The organism is Tepidibacter aestuarii, from assembly GCF_934924865.1.
GTDB lineage: Bacteria > Bacillota > Clostridia > Peptostreptococcales > Peptostreptococcaceae > Tepidibacter_A > Tepidibacter_A aestuarii.
This window is the reverse complement of record NZ_OW235315.1, coordinates 1,900,461-1,924,924: the sequence shown is the minus strand read 5'-3', so window position 1 is coordinate 1,924,924 and position 24,464 is coordinate 1,900,461. Positions and strand designations below refer to the sequence as shown.

General features: G+C 29.9%; 25 protein-coding genes. 19 read left to right on the top strand and 6 right to left on the bottom strand.

Annotation, left to right across the window (positions count from 1 at the left end; translation table 11 throughout):
• The first annotated feature begins 121 nt into the window (after positions 1–121).
• The 7 genes from M2214_RS09550 (at position 122) to M2214_RS09520 (ending at position 8,685) form a co-directional block, all read left to right on the top strand.
• Positions 122–1,507: a pyridoxal phosphate-dependent decarboxylase family protein gene (locus M2214_RS09550; protein ID WP_248476726.1), complete on the top strand. Its 1,386-nt coding sequence runs from the start codon at positions 122–124 to the stop codon at positions 1,505–1,507.
• 219 nt (positions 1,508–1,726) lie between these two features.
• The gene (locus tag M2214_RS09545; protein ID WP_248476724.1) at positions 1,727–2,098 is read left to right on the top strand and encodes a hypothetical protein; all 372 of its coding nucleotides are present in this window, start codon (positions 1,727–1,729) and stop codon (positions 2,096–2,098) included.
• Between the two features lie 306 nt (positions 2,099–2,404).
• On the top strand, positions 2,405–3,925 hold the full coding sequence (locus M2214_RS09540) for a phosphoenolpyruvate carboxykinase (ATP) (protein WP_326521594.1): 1,521 nt from the start codon (positions 2,405–2,407) through the stop codon (positions 3,923–3,925).
• Between the two features lie 265 nt (positions 3,926–4,190).
• On the top strand, positions 4,191–4,685 hold the full coding sequence (nuoE, locus tag M2214_RS09535; protein ID WP_330651479.1) for an NADH-quinone oxidoreductase subunit NuoE: 495 nt from the start codon (positions 4,191–4,193) through the stop codon (positions 4,683–4,685).
• Between the two features lie 33 nt (positions 4,686–4,718).
• The gene (locus tag M2214_RS09530; protein ID WP_248476712.1) at positions 4,719–5,120 is read left to right on the top strand and encodes a (2Fe-2S) ferredoxin domain-containing protein; all 402 of its coding nucleotides are present in this window, start codon (positions 4,719–4,721) and stop codon (positions 5,118–5,120) included.
• 12 nt (positions 5,121–5,132) lie between these two features.
• Positions 5,133–6,926, top strand: a complete 1,794-nt coding sequence (locus M2214_RS09525) for an NADH-quinone oxidoreductase subunit NuoF (RefSeq protein WP_248476710.1) — start codon at positions 5,133–5,135, stop codon at positions 6,924–6,926.
• A 25-nt stretch (positions 6,927–6,951) separates the two neighbouring features.
• A complete protein-coding gene (locus M2214_RS09520; RefSeq protein WP_248476708.1) occupies positions 6,952–8,685 on the top strand; it encodes an NADH-dependent [FeFe] hydrogenase, group A6 in 1,734 nt (577 codons plus the stop codon).
• Positions 8,686–8,815: 130 nt separating this feature from the next.
• Here M2214_RS09520 and M2214_RS09515 read toward each other — a convergent pair whose 3' ends face one another.
• Complete coding sequence (locus M2214_RS09515; protein WP_248476705.1) at positions 8,816–8,986, bottom strand: hypothetical protein; 171 nt, start codon at positions 8,984–8,986, stop codon at positions 8,816–8,818.
• Between the two features lie 433 nt (positions 8,987–9,419).
• On the opposite strand from M2214_RS09515, the gene epsC reads away from it, so the two are divergent.
• The 3 genes from epsC to M2214_RS09500 all read left to right on the top strand — a co-directional run bounded on the left by epsC (position 9,420) and on the right by M2214_RS09500 (position 11,236).
• Entirely contained in the window at positions 9,420–9,956 is a 537-nt protein-coding gene (gene epsC / locus M2214_RS09510; RefSeq protein WP_326521593.1) for a serine O-acetyltransferase EpsC, read from the top strand.
• A 113-nt stretch (positions 9,957–10,069) separates the two neighbouring features.
• The gene (gene cysK, locus M2214_RS09505; RefSeq protein WP_248476703.1) at positions 10,070–10,984 is read left to right on the top strand and encodes a cysteine synthase A; all 915 of its coding nucleotides are present in this window, start codon (positions 10,070–10,072) and stop codon (positions 10,982–10,984) included.
• A gap of 84 nt (positions 10,985–11,068) precedes the next feature.
• A complete protein-coding gene (locus M2214_RS09500) occupies positions 11,069–11,236 on the top strand; it encodes a hypothetical protein (protein WP_248476701.1) in 168 nt (55 codons plus the stop codon).
• Between the two features lie 117 nt (positions 11,237–11,353).
• Here the strand turns inward: M2214_RS09500 and M2214_RS09495 are convergent, their stop codons facing one another.
• Entirely contained in the window at positions 11,354–11,626 is a 273-nt protein-coding gene (locus M2214_RS09495; protein WP_248476691.1) for a DNA alkylation repair protein, read from the bottom strand.
• A gap of 219 nt (positions 11,627–11,845) precedes the next feature.
• Between M2214_RS09495 and M2214_RS09490 the strand changes: the two genes are divergently transcribed.
• Positions 11,846–12,310, top strand: a complete 465-nt coding sequence (locus tag M2214_RS09490) for a DUF2935 domain-containing protein (RefSeq protein WP_330651587.1) — start codon at positions 11,846–11,848, stop codon at positions 12,308–12,310.
• Between the two features lie 149 nt (positions 12,311–12,459).
• Here the strand turns inward: M2214_RS09490 and M2214_RS09485 are convergent, their stop codons facing one another.
• Positions 12,460–13,164, bottom strand: a complete 705-nt coding sequence (locus tag M2214_RS09485) for a lysoplasmalogenase family protein (RefSeq protein WP_248476687.1) — start codon at positions 13,162–13,164, stop codon at positions 12,460–12,462.
• Positions 13,165–13,947: 783 nt separating this feature from the next.
• Here M2214_RS09485 and M2214_RS09480 point away from each other — a divergent pair.
• The 7 genes from M2214_RS09480 (at position 13,948) to M2214_RS09450 (ending at position 20,421) form a co-directional block, all read left to right on the top strand.
• Positions 13,948–14,892, top strand: a complete 945-nt coding sequence (locus M2214_RS09480; protein ID WP_248476684.1) for a GNAT family N-acetyltransferase — start codon at positions 13,948–13,950, stop codon at positions 14,890–14,892.
• 83 nt (positions 14,893–14,975) lie between these two features.
• A complete protein-coding gene (locus tag M2214_RS09475) occupies positions 14,976–16,703 on the top strand; it encodes an S-layer homology domain-containing protein (RefSeq protein WP_248476682.1) in 1,728 nt (575 codons plus the stop codon).
• Positions 16,704–17,048: 345 nt separating this feature from the next.
• Positions 17,049–17,483 carry a bleomycin resistance protein gene (locus M2214_RS09470; RefSeq protein ID WP_248476680.1) on the top strand — a complete coding sequence of 145 codons (435 nt, stop codon included), beginning with the start codon at positions 17,049–17,051 and terminating at the stop codon, positions 17,481–17,483.
• Between the two features lie 11 nt (positions 17,484–17,494).
• The gene (locus tag M2214_RS09465; RefSeq protein ID WP_248476678.1) at positions 17,495–17,680 is read left to right on the top strand and encodes a hypothetical protein; all 186 of its coding nucleotides are present in this window, start codon (positions 17,495–17,497) and stop codon (positions 17,678–17,680) included.
• Between the two features lie 631 nt (positions 17,681–18,311).
• The gene (locus M2214_RS09460) at positions 18,312–18,824 is read left to right on the top strand and encodes a nitroreductase family protein (protein WP_330651478.1); all 513 of its coding nucleotides are present in this window, start codon (positions 18,312–18,314) and stop codon (positions 18,822–18,824) included.
• A 6-nt stretch (positions 18,825–18,830) separates the two neighbouring features.
• The gene (locus M2214_RS09455; RefSeq protein ID WP_248476676.1) at positions 18,831–19,805 is read left to right on the top strand and encodes a helix-turn-helix transcriptional regulator; all 975 of its coding nucleotides are present in this window, start codon (positions 18,831–18,833) and stop codon (positions 19,803–19,805) included.
• 76 nt (positions 19,806–19,881) lie between these two features.
• Positions 19,882–20,421 carry a nitroreductase family protein gene (locus M2214_RS09450; protein ID WP_248476674.1) on the top strand — a complete coding sequence of 180 codons (540 nt, stop codon included), beginning with the start codon at positions 19,882–19,884 and terminating at the stop codon, positions 20,419–20,421.
• A 417-nt stretch (positions 20,422–20,838) separates the two neighbouring features.
• Here M2214_RS09450 and M2214_RS09445 read toward each other — a convergent pair whose 3' ends face one another.
• The gene (locus M2214_RS09445; RefSeq protein WP_248476672.1) at positions 20,839–22,206 is read right to left on the bottom strand and encodes a peptide MFS transporter; all 1,368 of its coding nucleotides are present in this window, start codon (positions 22,204–22,206) and stop codon (positions 20,839–20,841) included.
• Between the two features lie 757 nt (positions 22,207–22,963).
• On the bottom strand, positions 22,964–23,098 hold the full coding sequence (locus tag M2214_RS18350; RefSeq protein ID WP_334302873.1) for a GyrI-like domain-containing protein: 135 nt from the start codon (positions 23,096–23,098) through the stop codon (positions 22,964–22,966).
• A 99-nt stretch (positions 23,099–23,197) separates the two neighbouring features.
• Between M2214_RS18350 and M2214_RS09435 the strand changes: the two genes are divergently transcribed.
• Positions 23,198–23,782, top strand: a complete 585-nt coding sequence (locus M2214_RS09435; RefSeq protein ID WP_248476670.1) for a helix-turn-helix domain-containing protein — start codon at positions 23,198–23,200, stop codon at positions 23,780–23,782.
• Between the two features lie 173 nt (positions 23,783–23,955).
• Here the strand turns inward: M2214_RS09435 and M2214_RS09430 are convergent, their stop codons facing one another.
• Positions 23,956–24,312 (bottom strand): NifB/NifX family molybdenum-iron cluster-binding protein, encoded by a 357-nt coding sequence (locus M2214_RS09430; protein WP_248476668.1) that lies wholly within the window; start codon positions 24,310–24,312, stop codon positions 23,956–23,958.
• Positions 24,313–24,464 lie beyond the last annotated feature (152 nt).

Genomic DNA, 24,464 nt, shown 5'->3' with positions numbered 1-24,464 from the left:
ATTAAGCTGTGCTTATAGTTGTGGATGTAATTTACTCCCGAATTAACCTTAATATGTTAATATGATAATATATAAAAGGAACGAGTAGAGTGATTATAAAGAATATATCGGAGGTGGCAACGTGCTAAAAGTTGAAAGATTTGATGAATATTTAGACCAGCTTTTTGATGTAATAAAGGAATATCAACGTGACATATCTGTTGGAAGAGTTGTGCCAAAAGCTTCAAGACATGATATGGAGAAACTTTTGTTTGAAGATGTTCCAATGCAAGGATCGGATGCAGCACACATAATAGATGAGTTTAGAGAAAAAGTTGTTCCAAATTCAACAAAGGTTGGAAGCTCAAGATTTCTTTCATGGATAATAACAAGTCCTTCTCAGGCCGGCATTTTAGGAGAAATTGCGAATATAGGAATAAGTCAGGCTCCATTTAATTTTAAGGCGGGCCCGGCAGCCACAGTAATAGAAGAGATGGTAATAGGATGGATGGGACAGCTTTTTGGATATTCAAAAAAATCGGGAGGAATACTTGTAAGTGGTGGAAGTGTTTCAACTCTTACGGCTCTGGGGGCTGCAAGAGAGGCATTTTTGCCTGGAAGCACTCAAAATGGAATTCAAAATGTTTCAAAACCCCTTACACTTTATACTTCTAAAAAAGCTCATTCTTCAATAGATAAGGCTGTAGGGGTTCTAGGATTTGGGAAAAATATGCTTAGAAAAGTGAATGTTGATGAATTTTTCAAGATAGACATCAATAGTCTAGAAAAAGATATAAAAAATGATATTAAACAGGGATTAAAGCCATTTTGTATAATAGCTCAGGCGGGAACATCTCTTTCAGGAGCTGTTGATGATATAGATGCTCTTTCAAACGTTGCTAAGAAATATGGAATGTGGCTACATGTAGACGGAGCTTATGGAGGCGGTGCGATACTTTCAAAAAGAGGGAGGGAGATTCTAAATGGAATAGAAAAAGCGGATTCAATTTCAGTTGATCCTCATAAGTGGTTCTTTGTTCCAACAGAGGCTGGATGTGTGCTTGTAAAAGACAAAAGACATTTATACAATGCGTATAGAACAGGTATAGCGGAATTTGATGATAATGCGCCTATAAATTATCTGGACTACGGAATACAGTCAACTAGGACTTCAAGGGCTATAAAAACATGGTTTGCTATTAAAACATATGGGATTAAAAAACTTTCTCAGGTTGTAGATTCTAATATAGAGATGGCATCTTATTTTGCCAAAGAGATTGAGAACATAGATGGAGTAAGGCTATTACATAAACCCCAAACAAGTGCAGTTTGTTTTGCATTTGACGAAGGGTTGATTAGAAATGAAGCTTTTTTAATGGAAATAGAAGAAGAATTTTTCTTGTCTCCGGCAAACCTTATGGGAGAACACTGCGTAAGAGCATGTTTTTCAAATTACAGAACAAGCATAGAGGAAGTTGACCTATTGCTGTCTAAAATAAAAAGTTTTGTGGAAATGGAATTGAAGTAAAAGACATTAATAGTATTTATGAATATAATAAAGAAATGGTAAAGTCAAAGTGTATCCGAAAGCTAAAAGTTCTAAAACTCCATCCTCTTAAGGCTGGAGATAAGAACTTAACAGCTTCTGGATTAGCTTACCTAAAAGGTCACTAACGCAACTAAAAATTCAGTTGGAGTAAAAACTTCATCTGAATTAAGTTTCGCTTTATGTCAATGGGGGATTAATATGCTAAAATTTATTAAAAAAGTAAAAAGGATAATTATATTTACGATTGCATTTATAGCTATAGAACTATATTTTTTATTTAAGAGTCAACCTAATGATTTAGAATTATTCTTTATGGTATGGGGGGGTATATATTTAGCATTATTATTGTTCAACATATTTAATGTAAAGTCAGATTTAGGATTGATAGGAATTGGAGGAGACGATCAAACAATATATGCGAATCTATCAGGATCTATGACAGAAATCGAATATGGAACTAAAAAAAATAAACAAAGAACCGGTGGAGAATTATTAGACTATATGAATTTAGTATATATTATTTTAATATTAATAAATTCTATCGGTTATATAATAGTTATGCCGAAATAAATACAAAATTATATTTTGAATATATTACTGAAATACACATTTAAATTATCTTTATTTTTATATAATAAAAACAAAGATAATTTCCTAGTAGAAATAAAGAAATGTAATAAACAGAACATATCATACATATAATCACTTAATTTATAAAAGTAATTTTAAAATATTTTTTATTAAAAAAAAATATATATAAAATATACTTTATTTTATTTTTTGTTTTATAAGAATGATATACAAATGCAAAAAGTATGTTATACTCTATACTGTAATTAATAATAATATAACACATAAAATGGTGGAGGGGTAAAAGTGACATACTTAATGAATGATGAACTATTTAAAAATGTAATAACAAATCCTAATGTTAAAGAGTTAAGAAATATGAGTATAGATATGGAAAGTACAACAGAATTTAATAGTCCGTGTTATGTTACTGAAGTAAGAAATAGAAGTGCAAAGAATACATATGTTGTAGATGATATACCATTAGGAATAGACCAACAAGCGATTAGTAGAGAAAAAGCAGACAAAATTGTTAACGAAGTTAAAGATTACTTAAAAAATAAAGATGTAGTTAGAATAGATAGAAAAATGGGAATGTATGATAAACTTTCTTTTAATTGTAGACTATACATAACTAAAGAATATAGTAGAATAGCTTATATGTGGAATAATACTTTATTTGATCCTGTAGATTCAGAAAATCCAGATTTAATTAGTATATATGTTCCCGAATGGCCAGAAAGAATTATGATAGTATATCCAGAAGAAGGAATTACTTACATATTAGGTAGTGATTATTTTGGTGAAGCTAAAAAGTCTTTCTTAAGAAAAGCTATGTATAAAGTAAAAGAAATGGGTGGACTTGGATTACACGCAGGTAGTAAAGTATTAAGAGTAAAAGATAAGAATGAAAATTTAAAAGATGTAGGATTTATAATGTTTGGATTAAGTGGAACAGGTAAAACTACTCTTACAATACATGATCATGGTCTTAGCGGAGAAGAAAAAGCTATAGTAAGACAAGATGATGTTGTATTTATGGATGAGAACGGATATTGTGCGGGAAGTGAAAATGGATTTTTTATAAAGACAGAAGGTCTTGATGAAGGACAAAAAGTTTTATATAAAGCAGCTACAAGTGAAAATTCAATATTTGAAAATGTAAAAGTAGCTGCAGATGGAAAAGTAGATTTTGATGATACAACTCTTACAGCTAATGGAAGAGGGGTAGTTTTAAGAGAAGAAATATCGAATACAGATGATAGTATAGATATAGAAAAAGCAAATAAGATTATATTTATAACAAGAAGAAATGATATAGTTCCACCTGTTATGAAATTAGAGGTTCCACAAGCTGTTAACGCATTTATGCTTGGGGAGTCAATAGAAACTTCTGCTGGAGATCCTACAAAAGCAGGACAATCAAAAAGATGTGTAGGTACTAATCCTTTTATAATAGGACCTGAAGTAAAGGAAGGATGTAGATTATACCAAATATTAAAGAAAAATCCAGATATAGAGTGTTTTATACTAAATACAGGTGCTGTTGGAGCTAAAGAAGAATTTAAGGGAGAAAAAATAACTATTAAAGTTTCAACTACTATAATGAAAGAAATAGCAAAAGAAAATATTGAATGGGAATTGGATAAAGAATGGGGATATCTAGTACCTAAGGATGTAGATGGAATAGATATCAAAAAATATAATCCAAGAAATTATTATAGTGAAGAAGAGTATGAAGTAATAGCTAGTAAATTAAGAGAAGAAAGAGAACAGTGGTTTGCTAAATTTGAAGATGGAAAAGAAGAAGTAGCGGTTTCTATATAAGCTGGGATATATCCCAGCTTTTTTTGTGCATTATATTAGTTTTGCCTAGTATTCAATTTACTATATGAAATTAAATAAATACTTGACTGGAAATCAGGAAATTTAATTCTGTTTTCTTGTCAAGTATTTTTTGCTATAAAGAATATTTTTTTATTTTAAGCATAAGTATTTTTTACAGATGATAATTGATGCTAAATATATTTAATAAATTATACAAGCAATATATAAATATTTTAAAACCCTAAATACGGAGGAGATGATTTTATTGACTGAAGAGAGATTGTGTTGTAGTTGCACAGGAGAAGATATAGGACTAAAAAAAGTAAAAGAAGTTATCAAGAATCATAAAGATATAAAAGGTTGTTTGATTCCTGTGCTTCATGAAATGCAAAAAATATACAGTTATTTACCAGAAGAAATTTTACAAATAGTTTCAGAAGAATTGGATATTCCTATGTCTGAAGTTTACGCAGTTGCAACCTTTTATACACAGTTTAATTTAGAACCAAAAGGTGAACATATAATTAAAGTTTGTTTAGGTACAGCATGTTACGTAAAAGGAGCACAAGATATCTTAGATAGATTGTGTAGTGTACTAGAAGTAGAGGTTGGAAAGACAACTAAAGATGGAAAATTTACTGTAGAAGCAGCTAGATGCCTTGGAGGGTGTGGTTTAGCTCCTATTCTTATGGTAGATGATAAGGTATATGGAAGATTAATTCCAGATGATGTAATTAGGATAATTGAAGAATATAGATAATGAGATTATAGTATTTAATTTGGGGGGGAAGTAATGAAAACTATACAAGACCTTGAAGAAATAAAAAAGAAAACTTTTGATATAGTGAATCAGGGCATAGATAGAAAAAGTGCTAGGATTGTAGTAGGAATGGCCACTTGTGGAATAGCTGCAGGTGCACAGGAAGTCTATGAATCTATATTAGATGAAGTTGAAAAGTTAGGATTATCTAATGTAGTTGTAGCTAAGACTGGATGTATAGGTGTATGTAAATTAGAGCCAATTGTTGAAGTAATAAGACCAGGAGAAGAGAAGGTTACATATGTGAAAATGTCACCATTTAAAGCACGTAGAGTTGTAGCTAGTCATGTACTAGTAGGAACTGTTAGAGATGAGTATGTAATGCATGTGGTTAAAGATAAAATTCTTAATGATTATACATTAGAGAATGATTAAAGGGGGATTAATATGGAGGTTTACCGTTCTCAAATACTTGTCTGTGGAGGAACAGGATGTACTTCTCCTGAATCAGCAGATATTTTTAGAAAGTTAAAGGTAGAAATAAGAAAACATAAATTAAACAATGAAATTGAAGTACTAAAAACGGGATGTTTAGGACTTTGTGAATTAGGACCTATGGTAGTGGTTTATCCAGAAGGAGTTTTGTATAGCAAAGTAAAAGATGATGATATTAAAGAACTAGTAGAATCTCACTTTATTCAAAATAAAATACTTGAAAGGTTAGTATATAAAACTGGAGACGGAGAAGGGAAAGTAAGAAATTTAAACAAATTAGATTTTTTCAAAAAACAAATAAGAATAGCTTTGAGAAATTGTGGTATCATCGATCCGGAAAATATAGATGAATATATAGCTTTTGATGGATATAGTGCACTTGGAAAGGTATTAACTTCAATGAAACCTTTTGAGGTTATAGATGTTATTAAAGAATCTGGACTAAGAGGTAGAGGGGGAGGAGGTTTCCCAACAGGCACTAAATGGGGATTTGCAGCATCACAGGATAGTGATGAGAAGTATATAATTTGTAATGCAGATGAAGGAGACCCAGGTGCATTTATGGATAGATCAGTTCTTGAAGGAGACCCTCATTCTGTGATAGAAGCTATGAGCATAGGGGGATATGCTATTGGAGCAAGTAAGGGGTTTATATATATCAGAGCAGAATATCCTTTAGCTGTTGAAAGACTTGAAATAGCTATAAAACAATCTAGAGAGTATGGTTTGCTTGGAGAAAATATTCTAGGGACAGGATTTAAGTTTGATATAGAGTTAAGACTTGGAGCTGGTGCTTTTGTATGTGGAGAAGAAACTGCTCTTATGCAGTCTATTGAGGGCAAAAGGGGAATGCCAATGGCTAAACCACCATTTCCAGCAATAAGCGGTCTTTGGAGTAAACCTACAATTATAAATAATGTAGAAACTCTTGCTAATATAGCACCTATAATTTTAAAAGGATCACAGTGGTTTAGAAGTATAGGAACACAAAAAAGTCCAGGAACTAAAGTATTTGCTTTAGGAGGAAAAATTACTAATACAGGACTCATAGAAATTCCTATGGGTACTACCCTAAGAGAAGCTATTTTTGATATAGGTGGAGGTATACCGAATGGCAAGGAATTTAAAGCAGTTCAGACCGGAGGACCTTCAGGAGGATGTATCCCAGAACAATATATCGATACTGCTATTGAGTATGATACATTAACTGCTCTTGGCTCAATGATGGGATCAGGAGGAATGATAGTTATGGATGAAGATAACTGTATGGTAGACGTAGCGAGATTTTTTTTGGATTTCACTAAGGATGAATCTTGTGGTAAATGTACTCTATGCAGAATCGGAACTAAGAGGTTACTTGAAATTCTTGAAGATATTACAAAGGGGAAAGCAGAGACTAAAGATTTAGATAAACTTGAAGAATTGGCAGTAGGTATCAAAAAGGGATCTTTATGTGGACTTGGTCAAACTGCTCCTAATCCGATACTTTCAACTTTAAATTATTTTAGAGATGAATATAATTCCCATGTTAAAGATAAGAAATGTACATCTAAGGTTTGTAGATCTCTTGTAAAATATGTTATTTTAGAGGATAAATGTAAAGGATGTGGATTATGTACACGCAACTGTAATATTGGTGCTATTAGTGGTAAACTACAGGAGCCTCATGTGATAGATAGTGATTTATGTGTAAGATGTGGAATGTGTATGCATGTATGTAGATTTAAAGCCATTGTTAAGATGTAATTTATAGGAATGAGAGGTGAAAATTATGGGAATGGTAAGATTTAATATAGATGGAATCAATATAGAAGTACCTAAAGGAACTACTGTGCTTGAAGCAGCAAAAATAGCTGGAATCAATATACCAACATTATGCTATTTAAAAGAAATTAATGAAGTGTCTAGTTGTAGAGTTTGTGTAGTAGAAGTGGGGCAAAAAATAATAGCATCATGTACACTTGTTGCTGAAAATGGGATGGAAGTAAAAACGAATACCCAATCTGTAAGAGAAGTAAGAAAAATGGCAGTAGAATTATTGCTATCAAATCATAAAAGAGAGTGTACAACTTGTATTAGAAGTGAAAATTGTGATTTGCAGAGAATAGCCAAGGAATTAAATATAAGGGATATTAGATATACGGGAGAAAAGAGTAATGCAAAACTAGATTATTCTAGTTCATTAGTAAGAGACCCGCAAAAGTGTATTCTTTGTGGTAGATGTATGGCAACTTGTAGAAGTATCCAAAGTGTAAATGCCATAAATTTTTCGCAAAGAGGGTTTGAGACTAAGGTTGGACCTATATATGAAAGACCCATAAAGGATTCGATTTGCATTAACTGTGGTCAATGCATAATTGCTTGTCCTGTAGGTGCGTTGCATGAAAAAGAAGATATAAAAGGTGTTTGGAAGGCAATTGAAAATCCTAGTAAATATGTAGTTGTTCAAACAGCACCAGCAATACGAGTAGCTTTAGGTGAAGAATTTGGTATACCTATTGGTAGTAGGGTTACAGGTAAAATGGTCGCATCATTAAGAAGGTTAGGCTTTGATAAGGTATTTGACACTAATTTTGCAGCGGACCTTACTATAATGGAGGAAGGAACAGAGTTGTTAAATAGATTAAGTAAGGGAGAAGGACTTCCTCTTATGACATCATGCTGTCCAGGTTGGGTAAAGTTTGTTGAACATAAGTATCCAGATATGATTCAAAATTTATCTACATGTAAATCACCTAGCGAAATGCAAGGCGCAGTAATTAAGAGCTATTTTTCGCAGAAAATGGGAATTGATCCTGAAGATATAGTTGTAGTTTCAATTATGCCTTGTGTTGGTAAAAAATTTGAAGGTGAAAGAGAAGAATTATCTAATAATGGAATGCAGGATGTAGATTTTATATTGACTACAAGAGAATTAGCAAGAATGATAAAAGAGGTAGGTACTGACTTTGGAAATTTAAACGATGAAGAATTCGACCATCCATTTGGAGAAGCTACTGGCGCAGCAGTTATTTTTGGAACGACTGGAGGCGTTGCAGAAGCTGCTTTAAGAACTATATTTGAAGTTGTATCTGAAAAAGAAATAGAGGAAATAGAATATACCGCTGCTAGAGGACTAGAAGGAATAAAAGAGGCTTCAGTAGAATTACCTGATGGTAGAAATATTAGAGTTGCTGTTGCTCATGGATTAAGTAATGCTAAAGAATTATTAGAATCAATAAGAAAAGGTGAAAAACAATATGACTTTATTGAAGTGATGGCATGTCAAGGTGGTTGTGTAACAGGTGGGGGGCAGCCAATAGTTGATGCAAAAATAAAAGAAAAAATTGATATTAGAAAAGAAAGATCAAAAGCTATATATGATGAGGATAAATCTTTGCCTATTAGAAAATCACATAAAAATCCATATATAATCAAGATATATGATGAATTTTTAGGAAAGCCAAATGGGTCATTAAGCCATGAATTGTTACATACCCACTATATAGCAAGGAAAAAATTTTAAGTTAAGCAAGCAATGCTTATTAAAACACTACTATTAAGTGTTCTAATGAGCATTGTTTTTTTTGGAAAAATTTATTTATAAATCAGAAAATTTATAAGGTAAAAAAATAGGAGCTCTCGCTCCTATTTTTTTACTGATCTATTCTTGCCTTTGGGCCTTGCTTATTATTCTGCTTTCTGTATCCAACATTTGTTTGATATTCATCTACACGCAGTTCATTTCCAGTCTCTAGATTCATATTTTCTATTTTTTCTGCAATCTTTTTATCCTGTTTATTAAATTGTTTGTTTTTACCAGCCATACAAACATCTCCTTTATATATAATCTAATTTATTTTATGTAAAAATTTTGATTTTACTCTAAGAAATTTGTGGATAAAGTTATCTTTGACATAAAGTGAAAATTTTAGTTAAACTAATCCAGAAGATATAGAGTTATTATCTATAGCCTTAGGAAGGTGGAGTCTTAAAACTCTTAACTTTCGGATAAAATTAAATAATCTTTAAGTAAACAATGTTTATTAAAATACTATAAATATTTTAATAGCATTGTTTTTTTGATGCATAAAAGCTAGTTTATTAATAATGAAATGAAAATTATTACTAGAAAAAGAGATAATACTAAAAAATATATTGATATTTTTATCAATATGATATATCATATTGGTATAATTATCATATTGATAAGTGAGATTAATAAAAATGACGCTAGAAATTATTTGGGGAGGAACTACTATGCAAACTATAATTAGGGAAATAAATGTTATTAAAGAAAAGGATCCAGCAGCTAGAGGCACATTTGAGGTCATACTTAATTACCCAGGTCTTCATGCTATTTTAATTCATAGATGTTCACATTTTTTATATAATAAAAATTTATTTGTTATAGCTAGAATAATATCTACTATAAGTAGATTTTTAACTGGAATAGAAATACATCCTGGAGCCAAAATAGGAAAAGGACTTTTTATAGATCACGGAATGGGTATAGTAATAGGAGAAACCGCAGAAATAGGAGATAATGTTACTATTTTTCATGGATCAACTTTAGGAGGAACAGGAAAAGATACAGGAAAAAGGCATCCAACTGTAGGGAATAACGTTATAATATCAGCAGGATCAAAAATATTAGGCCCTATAAACATAGGAGATAATTCAAAAATTGGAGCTAATGCAGTTGTATTAAAAGATATTCCTGAAAACTGTACAGTTGTAGGAATTCCAGGAAAAATAGTAAAAAGAAATGGAATTAGGGTAGATGAAAAATTATAAAATATGATTTTTATTTTGAAAAATAAGGTTAATTATTATTTTGATATTGTAAATAATAAATTATAATTATGTTATTTAATAAAGTATTCTAATAAAAATAAGGAGGGATTTTTGTGATTTATAATAATATAGGTGAGCTTATAGGAAATACTCCTATCATAAAGCTTAATAAATTAGTTAATGAAGATATGGCTAACATTTATGTTAAGCTTGAATCTTTTAACCCAGGAGGTTCTGTTAAAGATAGAGTAGCACTTAATATGATAGAAGAAATGGAAAGAAAAGGGCAATTAAAAACTGGGTATACTATAGTTGAACCAACTAGTGGGAATACTGGTATAGGAATTGCCATGGTAGGAGCATACAAAGGATATAAAGTTATTTTAGTTATGCCAGAAACAATGAGTGTGGAAAGAAGAAAAATATTAAAAGCATATGGAGCTCAAATTGTACTTACAGATGGATCAAAAGGAATGAAGGGTGCAATAGATAAAGCTAATGAACTCGTTAACGAAAATGATGATTATGTAATTCTTAGCCAATTTGAAAATATGGATAATCCTAATATGCATAGAAAAACAACAGCTCTTGAAATTATTAAAGATTTAGATTCTAATATAGACGCATTTGTATCAGGGGTTGGAACGGGTGGAACTATAACTGGTATTGGTGAAGTTTTAAAAGAAAATATAGCTAATGTTAAAGTTTATGCAGTAGAACCTAAGGATTCTCCTGTTTTATCTGGAGGAAGTCCTGGACCTCATAAGATCCAAGGAATAGGAGCTGGATTTGTGCCTAAAGTGTTGAATACAGATATAATAGATGAAGTTATTACTGTCTCAACTGAAGAATCTTATAACACATCAAGAGAACTTGCTAAAAAAGAAGGTATATTTGTTGGAGTATCTTGTGGAGCAGCTATATTTGGAGCTATTGAAGTAGCCAAAAAATTAGGAAAAGGAAAAAATGTAGTTGTAATAGCTCCTGATACTGGAGAAAGGTATTTAAGTGTAGAAGATTTATATTAAAAAGGTATAGTAACCTCTAATATAAAAATTTATATTTTTAAAGAACTAATGTTCTGGTATAATTGAAAATAGAGGTGAGGATATATGGGGATAAGAACTAATAAAATAAATAAGGAGTTCGAAGAAAAAATCACAGAAAAAGATTTAAAAGTGATGCTTATGGCAGAAAAGTTTTTAAGAGAAAATGGATTTGCTCTTATGAAGGAATTTGAAGACACAGTTAGTAAAATAGCTTGTATAAATAATAGATAGAGTTAAAAAATACACTACTTATAAATTAAGTAGTGTATTTTTTTGATATAAACTATAAGTGTTTGCTTGCTTCACGTACGCTAAGAGGTTGTAGTGGATTAGACTTTATAAATGATTTTACCCAGCTGGCAAATCCCAAAGCATAAAAACAAAGTCCCAATCAATGTTTTTATCTTTTTTTGCTTGTTTAATAAATTCTTTTTGAAGTTGAACTCGATTGTTTTTTTGTATTTCTAAAAAAGAAAAATTATCTTTCATATAAGCTGCCATTTTTTCACCTTGTTCAATATTTCTATTATTATAAAATGAATCAATAAGCTGATGGTACAAGTTGTAAACCTCCTTATGATATTTCCAAAAACGAATATTATTTTTCTTTATTTTAAACATAGTATACCACTAAATACAAAGTAGTTAAGAAATATTATTACACACGTTATTTTTGTATATCTAATAATATAAAGCAAAGCTTAAATCAGGTGGAGTCTTTACTCCAACTGAATTTTTAGTTGCGTAAGTGCCCTTTTGGGTAAGCTAATCCAGAAGTTGTTAAGTTCTTATCTCTACCCTTAAAAGGATGTAGATTTAGAACTTTTAGCTTTCGGATGAATCGAAAACCTTTATAATCAAAGAACTTATGAGGGGGTATATTATGAGATTTTATTATGGAGAAAAAATATTCATAGGGCTTTAGATGAAATGGAATTTTGGAAAAGACAGGAAGCTGAGCATACTGTTGTTATACGTAAAATTGTAAATAACTTAGAAGATGAATTTGTTAAACAACTAGAGGGGTTTGAAAAAAACTTTTATAAAACTGAAGGAAGAGCAGTAAGATATATTGAAACAGTAATTAGATCTAATGGAAATTTAGGTCCTATAATGCATCAGCAAATAATGTATTTGATTAACTTTGCCTTACAACAAAGTCAACAATTTGTAGATTTGCTAGAACAAATGTTAGAGGAGAGTAAATCCGTATCTGATAACCCTGTAGCAGTGACGGTAATAAATTATATACGCAGAGAAAGTGAATACCTTATAGGAATAGCACAAACTATTTTATGCAATTGATAGAAGTAGATAAAACAAGGGACAGGAGAACTGTCCCTATTGCATTAAGTGAACTATTCAATATTGAGTTGAAGTGAATAAACAGATAAAAGAATTTGAAAAAAGAAGTCGATAGAAAGATTGAAAACAAATAGTAGGAGATTAAAATATTAACGTAATAGGTTATCATCGGCTAAAATATACACTATAAGAGTCCATGCTGGAATATATGAAACCCAAATAATATTTTTAAGCCATGGCACAAACTGACCAGCAAAAGCTGGGTTGAATAGTTCGTTAGCAACTCCCATATCACATACTAACATAAGGAACCCTGACAGTGCTACATAACGGGAAATCTTTGGAGTGAAATATCCTCTAAAAAGTGTACTAATAGAAGTCCAGACCATGTAACATAGCACTAAGCCAAATATAATTACTCCATAAAACATTGCCCCTGGGACATAGGGATAGAGCTTTACAAATATTGGTATAAAAATACCAAGCACAGGTACAATTGCTAAAAGTTCACCTGAACCAATTTTAAAATTTTTCTGAAAAGCTATGATAAGAGATAGATAAGCTAGCATAAACCCGATTATCCCGTAGAAAACTACTCTTCTGCTCAATTCTGGAATAGTGTTACAAAAAACTAAGAAAAAATCCGCAATGACTATAAAAAAAATGGATAGGTTCAAAAATTTTTGTTCATAATATTTTTTCTTAATACGAAGAGCAACTAAAAATAGCGTTATGATAGTGGAAAATTTGATATAACTAACAAGGTTTTCTCCTGGATAGAGATTATCAAGAATAAGAATAAAAATAGTTATAGGTAGATAAATTGATAACAGAACTCTTTGAATATTATTCATACTATCGCTCCCCAATTATTAAATATAAATAAAACATAATTTTTCTAGTATATTTATATGATATGCGTATTACAAATATGTAATCACTAAAATAATAAAACATAGTGTGAAGAAAGCAATATAAAAAGAAGGTCAGATTACAACTGTAAAAATTAGAAAATTAAGAAAAATAAAATAAATATTTCTCAGGAAATAATAAATAACTTTTGAGGAGTAATAAAAATGAATTTAAAAGAGCAGAGTAAAGCTGTAGAATAAATTCTAGTGGTTTGGAGTTTAAATACAAAAATAGTAAATTGTATTCTTAACATTTTCATTTTTGACTATTGATACAGCAAATGGAAAATATTACATAACAAAGAATACGTTACTTATTATAAGTATTAATACAATGGAGATCATTTTTTATTAACTACTCTATTTATTCTTATATGGCAGTATTTATAACGTTAATAGCTACTATATATATGAATTATTTTGTATAAACTACCTTTCTATTTTTTTAACGCTTACTATTTAAATTTTATCATAAATTAGCTTTATACTAATTAATTAATCTCGAAAATGTTGTACTAAAATAATAAGTAGCATTTACTTCGACTCTAGGTATACGATTCATTATAGATTAGTCAAATTATGGACTTAACCCACTTGAGTAGACATGCTGGGCGGGAGTGTTTTTGTTCTGTTATAAAATAGTTCAATACAATATATGGTAAATATTGTATAATGGAATAAGTTACTTAACTAAAGGTATCATAAAAATACTATGGAGGTGTTCGAATGAAAACTATACAGAAGCCTTGGATTAAACTTAAGGAGACCATTGATTATGAGGAGTATGATTTGATCAATAAGCTTCAAGAACAATGCATCCACGAAGATCAAACAGCTCTAAAGCTGGAGCTTGATTATAAAATGGGAATCACCTTTGAAAATGGTAAAATCTCTAGTATTCAAAACATAAATGAGTTTATGTATTTTGATGGACAAGAGATTATTGGCTATATGGGGGTTTGTAGTTTTGGAGGGGCAGGGTCATCGATAGAAGTGAATGGTATGGTGCACCCTGAATACCGACGACAAGGTGTTTTTAAGACATTAAGTAAACTGGTTACAGCAGAGTGGAAGCGAAGAAATTTAGGCAGTATGCTTCTATTAAGTGACAGAAAGTCAAACTCTGGACAGAAGTTTATAAAAGGAACTGGAGCACAGTACAAGCATTCAGAATATGAAATGTATCTCAAAGAAAGTAATTTAGAATCACTTAAAAAGAAGTTACATGGAATCACTTTTAGAAAAGCGAGCAATGCAGATGCTCTTGAGATTGCTAGACAAAATGCAATTTATTTTAATGATGAGGCAGATATCATTTCGGAAGAAGTAGAAATGATCATATCAAATGAAGACATGATACTACCCGAAGAGGAAGAAAAGAAGGGGATGACGATCTATCTTGCAGAAAAAGATCAACAGATCATTGGAAAAGTAAATCTTCAATTGATCTCTGGGATTGGTGGCATTTATGGCTTAGGCGTATTACCTAAGCATCGTGGAAAAGGGTTTGGACGAGCAATTCTAATAATGGCTATAGAAAAGCTAAAAGAATCGAATGCGAGTGAGGTTATGCTTCAAGTGGCTGCTGAAAACTCTAAAGCCCTTAATCTTTATAAATCCTGCGGCTTCACGGAGACATCGACTATGGATTATTATGAAATTAAAGCATGAGCTATGCAAATAGGAGTAAATTAACTATAGAAAGAATGTAAAAAAAGATGATATGATAAATATATAAGAAGGGGTGAGAAAACTTGAATAAAAAAACAAATGAAAATATTATAATCTTTCTTTTAATATTTACATTGATACCTATTTTTTCTTTTGCTCAAAGCCATGAAAACTTTACTTTTAAAGATGTACCAGAAGATTATTGGGCAAAGGAGTATATTTATAATTTAAAGGATAAAGGCATTACAAATGGAATAGGAGATAATGAATTTGGTATAAATGACACAGTAAAAAGAAGTGAATTTATTGCTTTTTTAGTTAGAATAATGAATTGGGAGTTAGTATCTAAAAATGTAGAAAGTTCTAATTGGTATGATTCTTATATAGAAACAGCAGTAAGTCATGGCATAATAATGGAATCTGATAAAAACTCTGATTTTAATAAAGCAATAACAAGAGAAGAAATGGCTATAATGATTATAAGAAGCTTAGGATATGATACTCTTGCAAAAAACATAGAGGTTGATTTAAAAGGTGTTAAACCTTTTGACGATGTAAATGAAAATAGTGGACATATTCTTATTGCTAAGGATATGGATATAATAAATGGTATGGGAAATAAGAAATTTGAACCACAAAGCAGTGCAACAAGATCTCAAGCAGCAGCAATGCTTACTAGATTAGAAGAAAAAATAAATAGCAAAATAAATGAACTACATGGCTTTTATGCTATAAGCTCTTATGGGCAATTTAAAGAAATAAAAAATAATAATGATTTGAAAAAATTTGATTCGATGAGTTTTGGATGGAGTAGATTAGAATATGATTCTAACGAAAAAAAGATTATTCTAAATACAACAAATAAGAATAATAATAACTTTAAGCTTCCAGATGATTTTTCTAATGTAGTAAATGAAGCAAAAGAAAATAATATTTCTGTACAGCTTAATGTATTTGCAAGTAATGAAATGAAAGTAGGTAATATTGGTTTAGTAGAATATATTATAAATAGTCCTGAAAATAAAAAAATAGTGGTTAAAGAAATTATAAGCAAAATACTTCTTACAGAAAAAGAAGGAGAAAAAGTTTCGTTTGATGGAGTTGTTATTGATTTTGAAAATTTAAGAAATCAATCTTCTCAAAGACCACTTAATGAATTTTTAAGTGAATTAAAGAATGAACTAAATAAAGAAAATAAGAAATTGTATGTAGCAGTGCATCCAAAAGCAAACTTTAAAGGCTATGATTATAAAAGCATAGGTGAAATTGCGGATAAGGTAATATTAATGGCTCATGATTATGGAGCAAAAACTTTAACAAAAGAAGAAATGGATATAGGTTATACAGAGACTCCACCAGCTCCTATTAAAGACATTTATTATGCATTAAGTGAAATTACAAATAAAGATTATGGAGTATCTAATTTAGATAAGGTATGGCTTCAAATTTCGTTTGATTCTATCCAGTGGAAAACTTTAAATAATATAGTTATTAATGAAAAAGCATATACTCCAGACTACAATAAAATTGCTGATAGAATAAAAACTGAAAAAGATAGTGGGAGAAATATTAAAATACAGTATGGAAATAAATCAAAAAATCCATATATAACTTATTATAACTCAGATAATAATGTTACTAATAAAATATGGTATGAAGATGAAAAAAGTATAGGATTAAAGATGGATTTAGCTAGATTAATGGGTGTAAAGGGAATTTCTGTCTGGAGAATAGGGAATATTCCAAACTTTGGAGATGATGAATGTAATTTAAAAGTATGGGATCTTATTAAAAATAGTGTAGAACATTAAAGTCAGTGTAAGGTATATAATGGAACAAGAGAAAATTATGTTGATTTATTTGGGATTAAAAAAATAAAAAAGAGTATGTAATTAAATGTACCTTTTGTCAAGGACAATTAAAAAAAGCCTAGGCAGCATTACTAAGATGATTTCTGTATTGAACAGGAGTCATCTTTTTTAGCAATTCAATTTATTTTGGGATGAATATGGTAACTGTGCTAAATAACTGTAGAGTTATTACTAAAGATCATGAAAAAAGTAGCCAATCAAAGCTACTGTTTTTTTATAGCGTAAATATACAAAAAATAGGAAATATGCTATATTAGGATATATATGGGAATGAGGTGAATTATTATGTTTAAATTTAATGGGTTAATACCAGAATTATCTGTTTCAAATATAAACAAAAGTCTTTATTTCTACTTAAATATTCTTTCATTTAAGTTAGAGTATGAACGAAAAGATGATAAGTTTGCTTTAATATCTATAAATGATTCTCAAATTATGATTGAAGAGATAAATGGGCATTGGGAGACTGGAAGTTTATCATATCCTTTCGGTAGAGGAATTAACTTTCAGATATCAGTAGATAATGTTGATGAATTATACAAAAAAATACATGACTATCCAATTAAAATAAAAATGCAAGAGAATTGGTATAGAGCAAATAATAAATTAATAGGACAGAAAGAATTTTTAATTATGGATCCAGATGGTTATTTATTAAGATTTGCTCAAGACTTAGGAGAAAAAGAATGTGAGATAGATATAAATGAAAGAGGATACTAAATCATTTTTTTTTGTATTTAGAAATAGGCGCAGATATTATCGTACAGAGCCATGGCGATATTACAAATAATGATTTAATAAAAAATAATATAAGCTATATAACCAAATTAATAAGAAAAGAAAAAATAGATTTGGGAAATAAAGATATTTTAAAAAAGCATTTGGTAAATATAGAATGTTTAAAATTGAATTTTTAAGTAAGTTAGTTTAAGTATAGATTGATAGTAATAAATAAAATGGCAAGTTATTCAGGGTTAATTTGATGTAGAGTTTAGGTTATCATTAAAATAGTAGAAATTTTTAATACATATCATATGTGTTGACGATTTGGAGGCACTTAATTTCAGAAAAAAATGGAGTCTCAAAAAGCTATAAACAAGTTCTGATAGCGGAAACTATGCAGTAGCATGGCTTCCAAGCGAAAGATTCACATTCATTGACAAGGAACTTAACAGAGTCACAGACAAGGACTTTAAGGATGTTTCAAAAGTAGAAAATGGATTTTAAAGGATATTGATTATAATAGTAGCCGTAACAGCGCAACTGGGCTTGATGGAGCGTTGTTTGAAATAGGAAGCCTAGGTGATGGACAAATATGAAAATATAATAATGTAAGAAGAGTTTGGTTCAATCCAGGTAATGGAAGAGAAAATATACGAACTAAAAGGAGAAAAATCATTTGAAGCTAATGTTAATAAAAAATATATTAATAATAACACTGACAGGTTTATGTCAGTGTTATTATGTTATTATTAATATGAAATTAGTAAAGATCGCAAAAGGTTACGAATCACTTGTGACTTAAAAGAAATATAGGGAGGCCTTATTATGGATACTATACAAGCTATTTTAGAAAGAAGAAGTATAAGAAAATATGAGGAAAAGGAAGTTTCTGATGAAATAGTAAAAGAACTTTTAAAAGCTGCAATGGCTGCACCGTCATCAAATAATATGCAACCTTGGGAGTTCTTAGTTATAAGAAATAAAGAACAAATGAGTAAAATAGTTGAGGCAAAGCAGGCTGCCACTCCACTTATGGGTGCTTCTGTAGCGATTGCAGTTTGTGCAGATTTAAATGTTTATAAGGGGAAACCTAATCTGTGGGTTCAAGATTGCTCTGCTGCTACTCAGAATATACTATTAGCTTCACATGCAAAAGGTCTCGGTGCAGTTTGGATTAGTATATATCCTGTAGAGACAAGAACTAAAAAGGTTCAAGATATATTAGGATTACCAGAAGAAATAATTCCTGTTTCTATTATATCTATTGGCTATCCTGGGGAACTAAAAGAACCATCAAATAGATATAATGAGTCAAAAGTACATTTTTATAAGTGGTGATTTAGTATGCAAAAAATAGAACGACTAATGGCTATAATTTTAGCCTTAAAGAATAAGAAAAAAATGACGGCAAAAGAATTATCAGAGATTTTCGAGGTTGATATTAGAACTATTTATAGAGATATGCAAGCTCTAAGTGAAATCAATGTACCTGTGATATCTTATCCAGGTAGCGAAGGTGGGTATGAAATATTAGATGATTATTTCATACCACCAATAATGTTTAATAAAGATGAAGTATTTGCCTTACTTCTATCTAAAAAGATTTTTGATATAATTAATATTCCAGGCTATGCTTCTTCTGCTAACTCTGCTTTTTTAAAGATTGAAAACATTGTAAATGAATGTTTTAAAAAAGATTTTGATGATGTTCAAAAAAAAATAGTTTTTGATATAAAATCTAATGACATTAATATTGAAAATTCTTATGTTTTTGATATTGTAAAACAGGCACTTAAACATAACTTTAAATTAAAGGTGACTTATAATGGAAATATACCTAAAAATCTAGAGGAGCAGATAATAAGACCTTACGGTATTGTGTTTGAAGATGGTATATGGTACATCGTTGCATTTTCAGAGTTGAGTAATTCAAAGATTCATTTAAATATTGAAAGCATAAATAATATTTCTGTATTAGATGAAGTATTTGATTCACCTGAGGATTTCAATATGACAAATTATTATAGTACTTGCTGTTTTAAAAATGCTTACGAAAATAAAAATAGCATACTTATAAAGTTAAGAATAAAGAAGAATATATATCCTAATATAAAAGATTATGTATTTTTTAAGTATGGAGAAATTAGAGAAGATGGTGATAGTTACATAATTGGTGTAAAAACAACTAATACTGATTTTTATGTTTCACTTGCCTTTAGATTTTTTAATGGTATAGAAATTTTGGAGCCTTTGTGGATTCGAGAAAAATTTAAAGAAGAGTTAAAGCAATTAAATAGAATTTATGAAATTAAATTTTAGAGATATGGAACAAAGCGAATATTAATAGACATTTATATTGGAAAATAAATTTAGAAAACTATAGGAGGTTAATGTTATGATTAAACAAATTGAAATGCGCAGAAGTATAAGAAAATATATGGATAAGCCGGTAGAGGATGAAAAAATTTTTCAGCTACTTGAAAGTGCAAGACTTGCTCCATCTGGTAGTAACACTCAACCTTGGCACTTTATTGTAGTTAAATCAGAATTAACTAGACAAAAACTAGCAGAAGCATCTCATGATCAAAAATGGATGAGAATTGCTCCAGTTCATATAGTGTGTGTTGCAGATATACGTGCAAGAATAAATGATGATGTAGATATATTACTGGATGAGAATAGTCCACAGCCAGAGCTTAAGATTATAATTAGAGATACATCTATTGCAATAGAACATATAGTGCTTGAAGCTGATAATTTAGGATTAGGTACTTGTTGGGTTGCGTGGTTTACCCAAGAAGAAATCAGGCCAATATTAAATATACCATCAGACAAATATGTAGTAGGTATTATTCCAGTTGGTTATGCAGATGAGGAACCAAAAGAGCGTCCTCGCAAGAAAATTCAAGATATAATACATTATGAAAATTGGTAAAAAATTAATAATAGTAGTCATATGAGTTATTCATATTTTTTAAGAGAAGTTTAATACATATACTCTTATTACATATGCTCAAATATACTATCAGTAGCAAACTATGAAAACAGAATGCCTTTTATAACTTAAATTTATACTTTAAAGTGTTCGGCTTTGTGTGTCTACAATAATATACTAACATAAAGTTATGCTTGTACCATTAATAGGGCACACTCTAATGAACATTTATCTTATGACTATTCTGTTTACTAATTCTCAAAATGTATAATTAATTATTTTCTATATTACTCCTTAATTAATATTCCTATACCTGATTTTCATTAGTATGAAAATTTGCCAAAAAAAATGACTACTTTGAAAAAAGTAGTCATTTTAAAAAATAAAATTATAATGTCAAATTATTACTTTAAAACTTTATGCAGTTTGTTCCGTTTCTTCATCTTCAAGCAATTTTACTAGCTTTTTATCGAAGAAGAATAAAAGTGTTGCACATATGAATAAAACGATTGGAATCGCAACATATGCTTGTATTACAGAGAATTTTGAAACAAATGCATATAGATATCCATATGATTTTCCAGCTAAGAATGTAGCAAAAGTCCAAACACCAAGTAAAACAGAGTAAATTCTAGCTGGCGCATATTTAGTTACAAAAGAATTACCAAGTGGTGAGAATAGCATTTCACCTATACTTAAAAGTAATCCAAATGCCACTAGGTAAATAAGGCTCGCTTTAGATGTAGCATCTGCACCAACACCTCTTGAAATTTCTGCAAACACTAGCATTAAGAAAGCTATACCAAGGAAACCAAGACCTAGAGCTAATTTTTTAAATAAACTAAGATCACCTTGAGGTCTTTTTGATAATTTAAACCAAAGTGCACCAAGTACTGGTCCAAGAGCAATACATGTAAATGAATTTAATGAATCAAACCATAAAAGAGGAACTTCAAATCCATTCACAACCATATTTATAAATTGACCACCGTAATCATAAGCTGCTAAATAAGTTAAGTACCAGAACACCCAGAATACTACTGAAAACATAGATACAAGTACGATAGCAAAAACTTTTTTCTTTTCAGATTTTGTTAATGGTTTAGATTCAGTTTCAACTTTTTCTTTAGCATTCTTTCCAGCTTTAAATGGTTTTTTTCCTACTTCTCCAAGGAATCTTGTACCAAATAAGAACCAAATAGCATTAACTACACATATAGCACTACAGATTTGGAAAACAGGTCTAAAACCTAAAACATCACCTTGTTTAAAAGTTGTCATATAAAGAGCTCCTAGAACTGTAGTACCTATAAAAGCACCAATATTAACAAAAGAGTATTGTGTTGAAAAAGCTGAGTCTAGTTGTTTTTTATCTGTAAATAAAGACCCAGTAAGTGCAGACACGTTACCCTTAAAAAGACCAGTACCTATAGAAACAAGTATTACTAACATATGCATACCAGCAAGGTCTGTTGCAGTTGACCCAGCATAGTATCCTCCAGCCATTAAAAGTAGTCCTACTGGAACACAATATCTGGCTCCTATATATCTATCAGTGATATATCCTCCGATAAGTGGTGCAAGATATGTAAATGCAACAAGATTTGATTGTATTAGTGCAGCTTCAACTTTAGTAAGACCTAATCCACCTGTTATTAAAGTATAAGAAATAAAGAAAAACATCATACCTTTGGCAGAATAATACGCCATTCTTTCTAACACAAATGCGATAGAGCAAACATAAAAACCAAAAGGTCTTTTATTTTTTACTGTAATTTCACTCATAATTCTCCTCCTAACATAAATTTATAAGTTTCACTTATCGTTTTTGGAAATCGTTTTCATAAAACCAACAGTTAATTCACTATAGAAAACGTACTTTATCTTATTGCTAATATCTACTACCCCCCTTTTTCTACTCTAAAAATGCATAACTACTAATTATGAAACTATTTATTATATATAGTTTCTAATTATATATATACAATTCTTCTGTAAAAAAGGTATTGTTAAATTTTTAGTTACTTAAAATTCATATACCTAAACAGAAGAGATTGTGCATAACAACGTATGAATCTAAACTTATTCAATCTTTTAAAGAATATCTACTTAAATTTCTTAGTACTATAAAGTATTAAGACTGAATATTATCGAAATAATATTTATCCTGTAGAAAATTCTCTTTATAATATAATATTATTTAATATTTATTTTACAGTATAACTGTAATTATATAGTTTAAATATAAAAAATACGTTCTGATTGATATTTGTTTTACAGTACGACTGTAATTATATCATTAAATTGGAAATTTTTCAATTATTACTAATATTTTTTAAAAAACATTTTCACATAGGTGAAAATAAGAGGTGAAATGTATAAATGTTCAAACAATCTATGTTATTTTTTTGTTTAACTGTATGCCAATGATTCTATAGGTAAAATATAAAAAAATAGTAGCCCCAATTTCAGTTGGAAAGCTACTATACACTATTAATTCGATAATTTTGTGAGTCTATATTTCTTGTTTATTTTACTCTTTTTACTTCTTAATAGGAATCCAAATTTCACATCTGTAATCCGGAGCGGTCATATCTCCTGGAGGAAAAACTTCAATATCTGGTGCACACTCATGCTGATATCCTGTAGAAGGCATCCATTCTGTATAGATCCTTATAAGAAGGGCATGTAAAGCTTCTTAAAAACATATACTCTACGATTCGTTGATTGAATTAAATTTCTAAGTAGTTTAAAGTTAGTATAAGAGGTGGTATTAATGGACTGTAAGAGAATTGGTAAATTAATATGTCAATTAAGAAAAGAAAAAAATATGACACAAAAACAAATTGCAGATGTTATGAACATAAGTGACAAAACAATAAGCAAGTGGGAAAGAGGACAAGGATGTCCTGATATTTCTTTACTTCCAGAACTAGCACAGATATTAGAGGTAAGTGTTGATGGAATTTTATCAGGTGAAATAAATTTAAACGAATTAGTAGGAGGAAATATGAATAAGTTAAAGTTTTATGTATGTCCACAATGTAATAACTTAATGACAGCTACAGGGGATGCAACTATAATGTGTTGCTCAAAAAAAATAGAACCATTAGAAGTAAAAAAATCAGATAATGATCATATGCTTGAAATAGAGCCTGTAGAAGATGAATTATATGTAACTTCTAAACATGAGATGAAAAAAGAACATTATATTTCTTTTATAGCTTATGTTAGAGGAGATAGAGCTCTTATTGTAAAGCAATATCCTGAATGGAATATGGAGTTTAGATTTCGTAAACAGGGCCATGGTAGATTGTATTTCTACTGTATAAATGATGGATTATTCTATCAAACAATATAAAATAAAAAATTTGATTATAAAATCATATATAATTTGAATCTACTAAAAAACTATGTAAAGATTATGTGAAAGTTGTGGGAATTAAAATATGGTATAGACTGAAATGGGTATACCCACTTCAGTCTATATACATTTTTTCTATTGTAACCATAAGAGTATTATTTTTGATTGATTTAGTTATGGCATTCATGTGCATGACATGAATCACCAGAATCCAAAATAGCACCTTCAAGCCATTTAAGTGCTACAGTCTTAAGATCCCCTGAACATCCGCGTATTACTTCAATTCCAGCGTTGTTTAATACACGTACGGCACCATCACCCATATTACCTGCAAGCATAACTGAGACACCTACATCTGATAAAGTTTGTGCTATATTTGATTTACAACCACATCCTTCTGGTGATGAAATAGTTTCTTGAGAAATTATTTCCTTATTATCTTTATCAACTGTAAAAATAGTAAAGTACTCGCAGTGACCAAAATGATCGTCTATAAGATTCTTTCGAGATGGTAATGCAATTTTCATATAATTATTCCCCCTATAAAATACTTAAATCAGCATGACACACTTGTAAAATTGTTGGCATATGCTCTTTATAAAATAATATAGGAGCATATGATATATGTCAAGAGTTAAACAACTTAATATTAAGATATATCTAATGCTGCATTTTAATT

Coding starts and splice junctions, on each gene's coding strand:
- M2214_RS09495 (WP_248476691.1), bottom strand. CDS start 11,626: ATGTTTAAAATAAAGAAAAATAATATTCGTTTTTGGAAATATCATAAG.
- M2214_RS09450 (WP_248476674.1), top strand. CDS start 19,882: ATGATTAAACAAATTGAAATGCGCAGAAGTATAAGAAAATATATGGAT.
- M2214_RS09460 (WP_330651478.1), top strand. CDS start 18,312: ATGGATACTATACAAGCTATTTTAGAAAGAAGAAGTATAAGAAAATAT.
- M2214_RS09500 (WP_248476701.1), top strand. CDS start 11,069: ATGGGGATAAGAACTAATAAAATAAATAAGGAGTTCGAAGAAAAAATC.
- M2214_RS09435 (WP_248476670.1), top strand. CDS start 23,198: ATGGACTGTAAGAGAATTGGTAAATTAATATGTCAATTAAGAAAAGAA.
- M2214_RS09520 (WP_248476708.1), top strand. CDS start 6,952: ATGGGAATGGTAAGATTTAATATAGATGGAATCAATATAGAAGTACCT.
- M2214_RS09470 (WP_248476680.1), top strand. CDS start 17,049: ATGTTTAAATTTAATGGGTTAATACCAGAATTATCTGTTTCAAATATA.
- M2214_RS09525 (WP_248476710.1), top strand. CDS start 5,133: ATGGAGGTTTACCGTTCTCAAATACTTGTCTGTGGAGGAACAGGATGT.
- M2214_RS09430 (WP_248476668.1), bottom strand. CDS start 24,312: ATGAAAATTGCATTACCATCTCGAAAGAATCTTATAGACGATCATTTT.
- M2214_RS09515 (WP_248476705.1), bottom strand. CDS start 8,986: ATGGCTGGTAAAAACAAACAATTTAATAAACAGGATAAAAAGATTGCA.
- M2214_RS09485 (WP_248476687.1), bottom strand. CDS start 13,164: ATGAATAATATTCAAAGAGTTCTGTTATCAATTTATCTACCTATAACT.
- M2214_RS09455 (WP_248476676.1), top strand. CDS start 18,831: ATGCAAAAAATAGAACGACTAATGGCTATAATTTTAGCCTTAAAGAAT.
- M2214_RS09530 (WP_248476712.1), top strand. CDS start 4,719: ATGAAAACTATACAAGACCTTGAAGAAATAAAAAAGAAAACTTTTGAT.
- M2214_RS09545 (WP_248476724.1), top strand. CDS start 1,727: ATGCTAAAATTTATTAAAAAAGTAAAAAGGATAATTATATTTACGATT.
- M2214_RS09445 (WP_248476672.1), bottom strand. CDS start 22,206: ATGAGTGAAATTACAGTAAAAAATAAAAGACCTTTTGGTTTTTATGTT.
- M2214_RS09480 (WP_248476684.1), top strand. CDS start 13,948: ATGAAAACTATACAGAAGCCTTGGATTAAACTTAAGGAGACCATTGAT.
- epsC (WP_326521593.1), top strand. CDS start 9,420: ATGCAAACTATAATTAGGGAAATAAATGTTATTAAAGAAAAGGATCCA.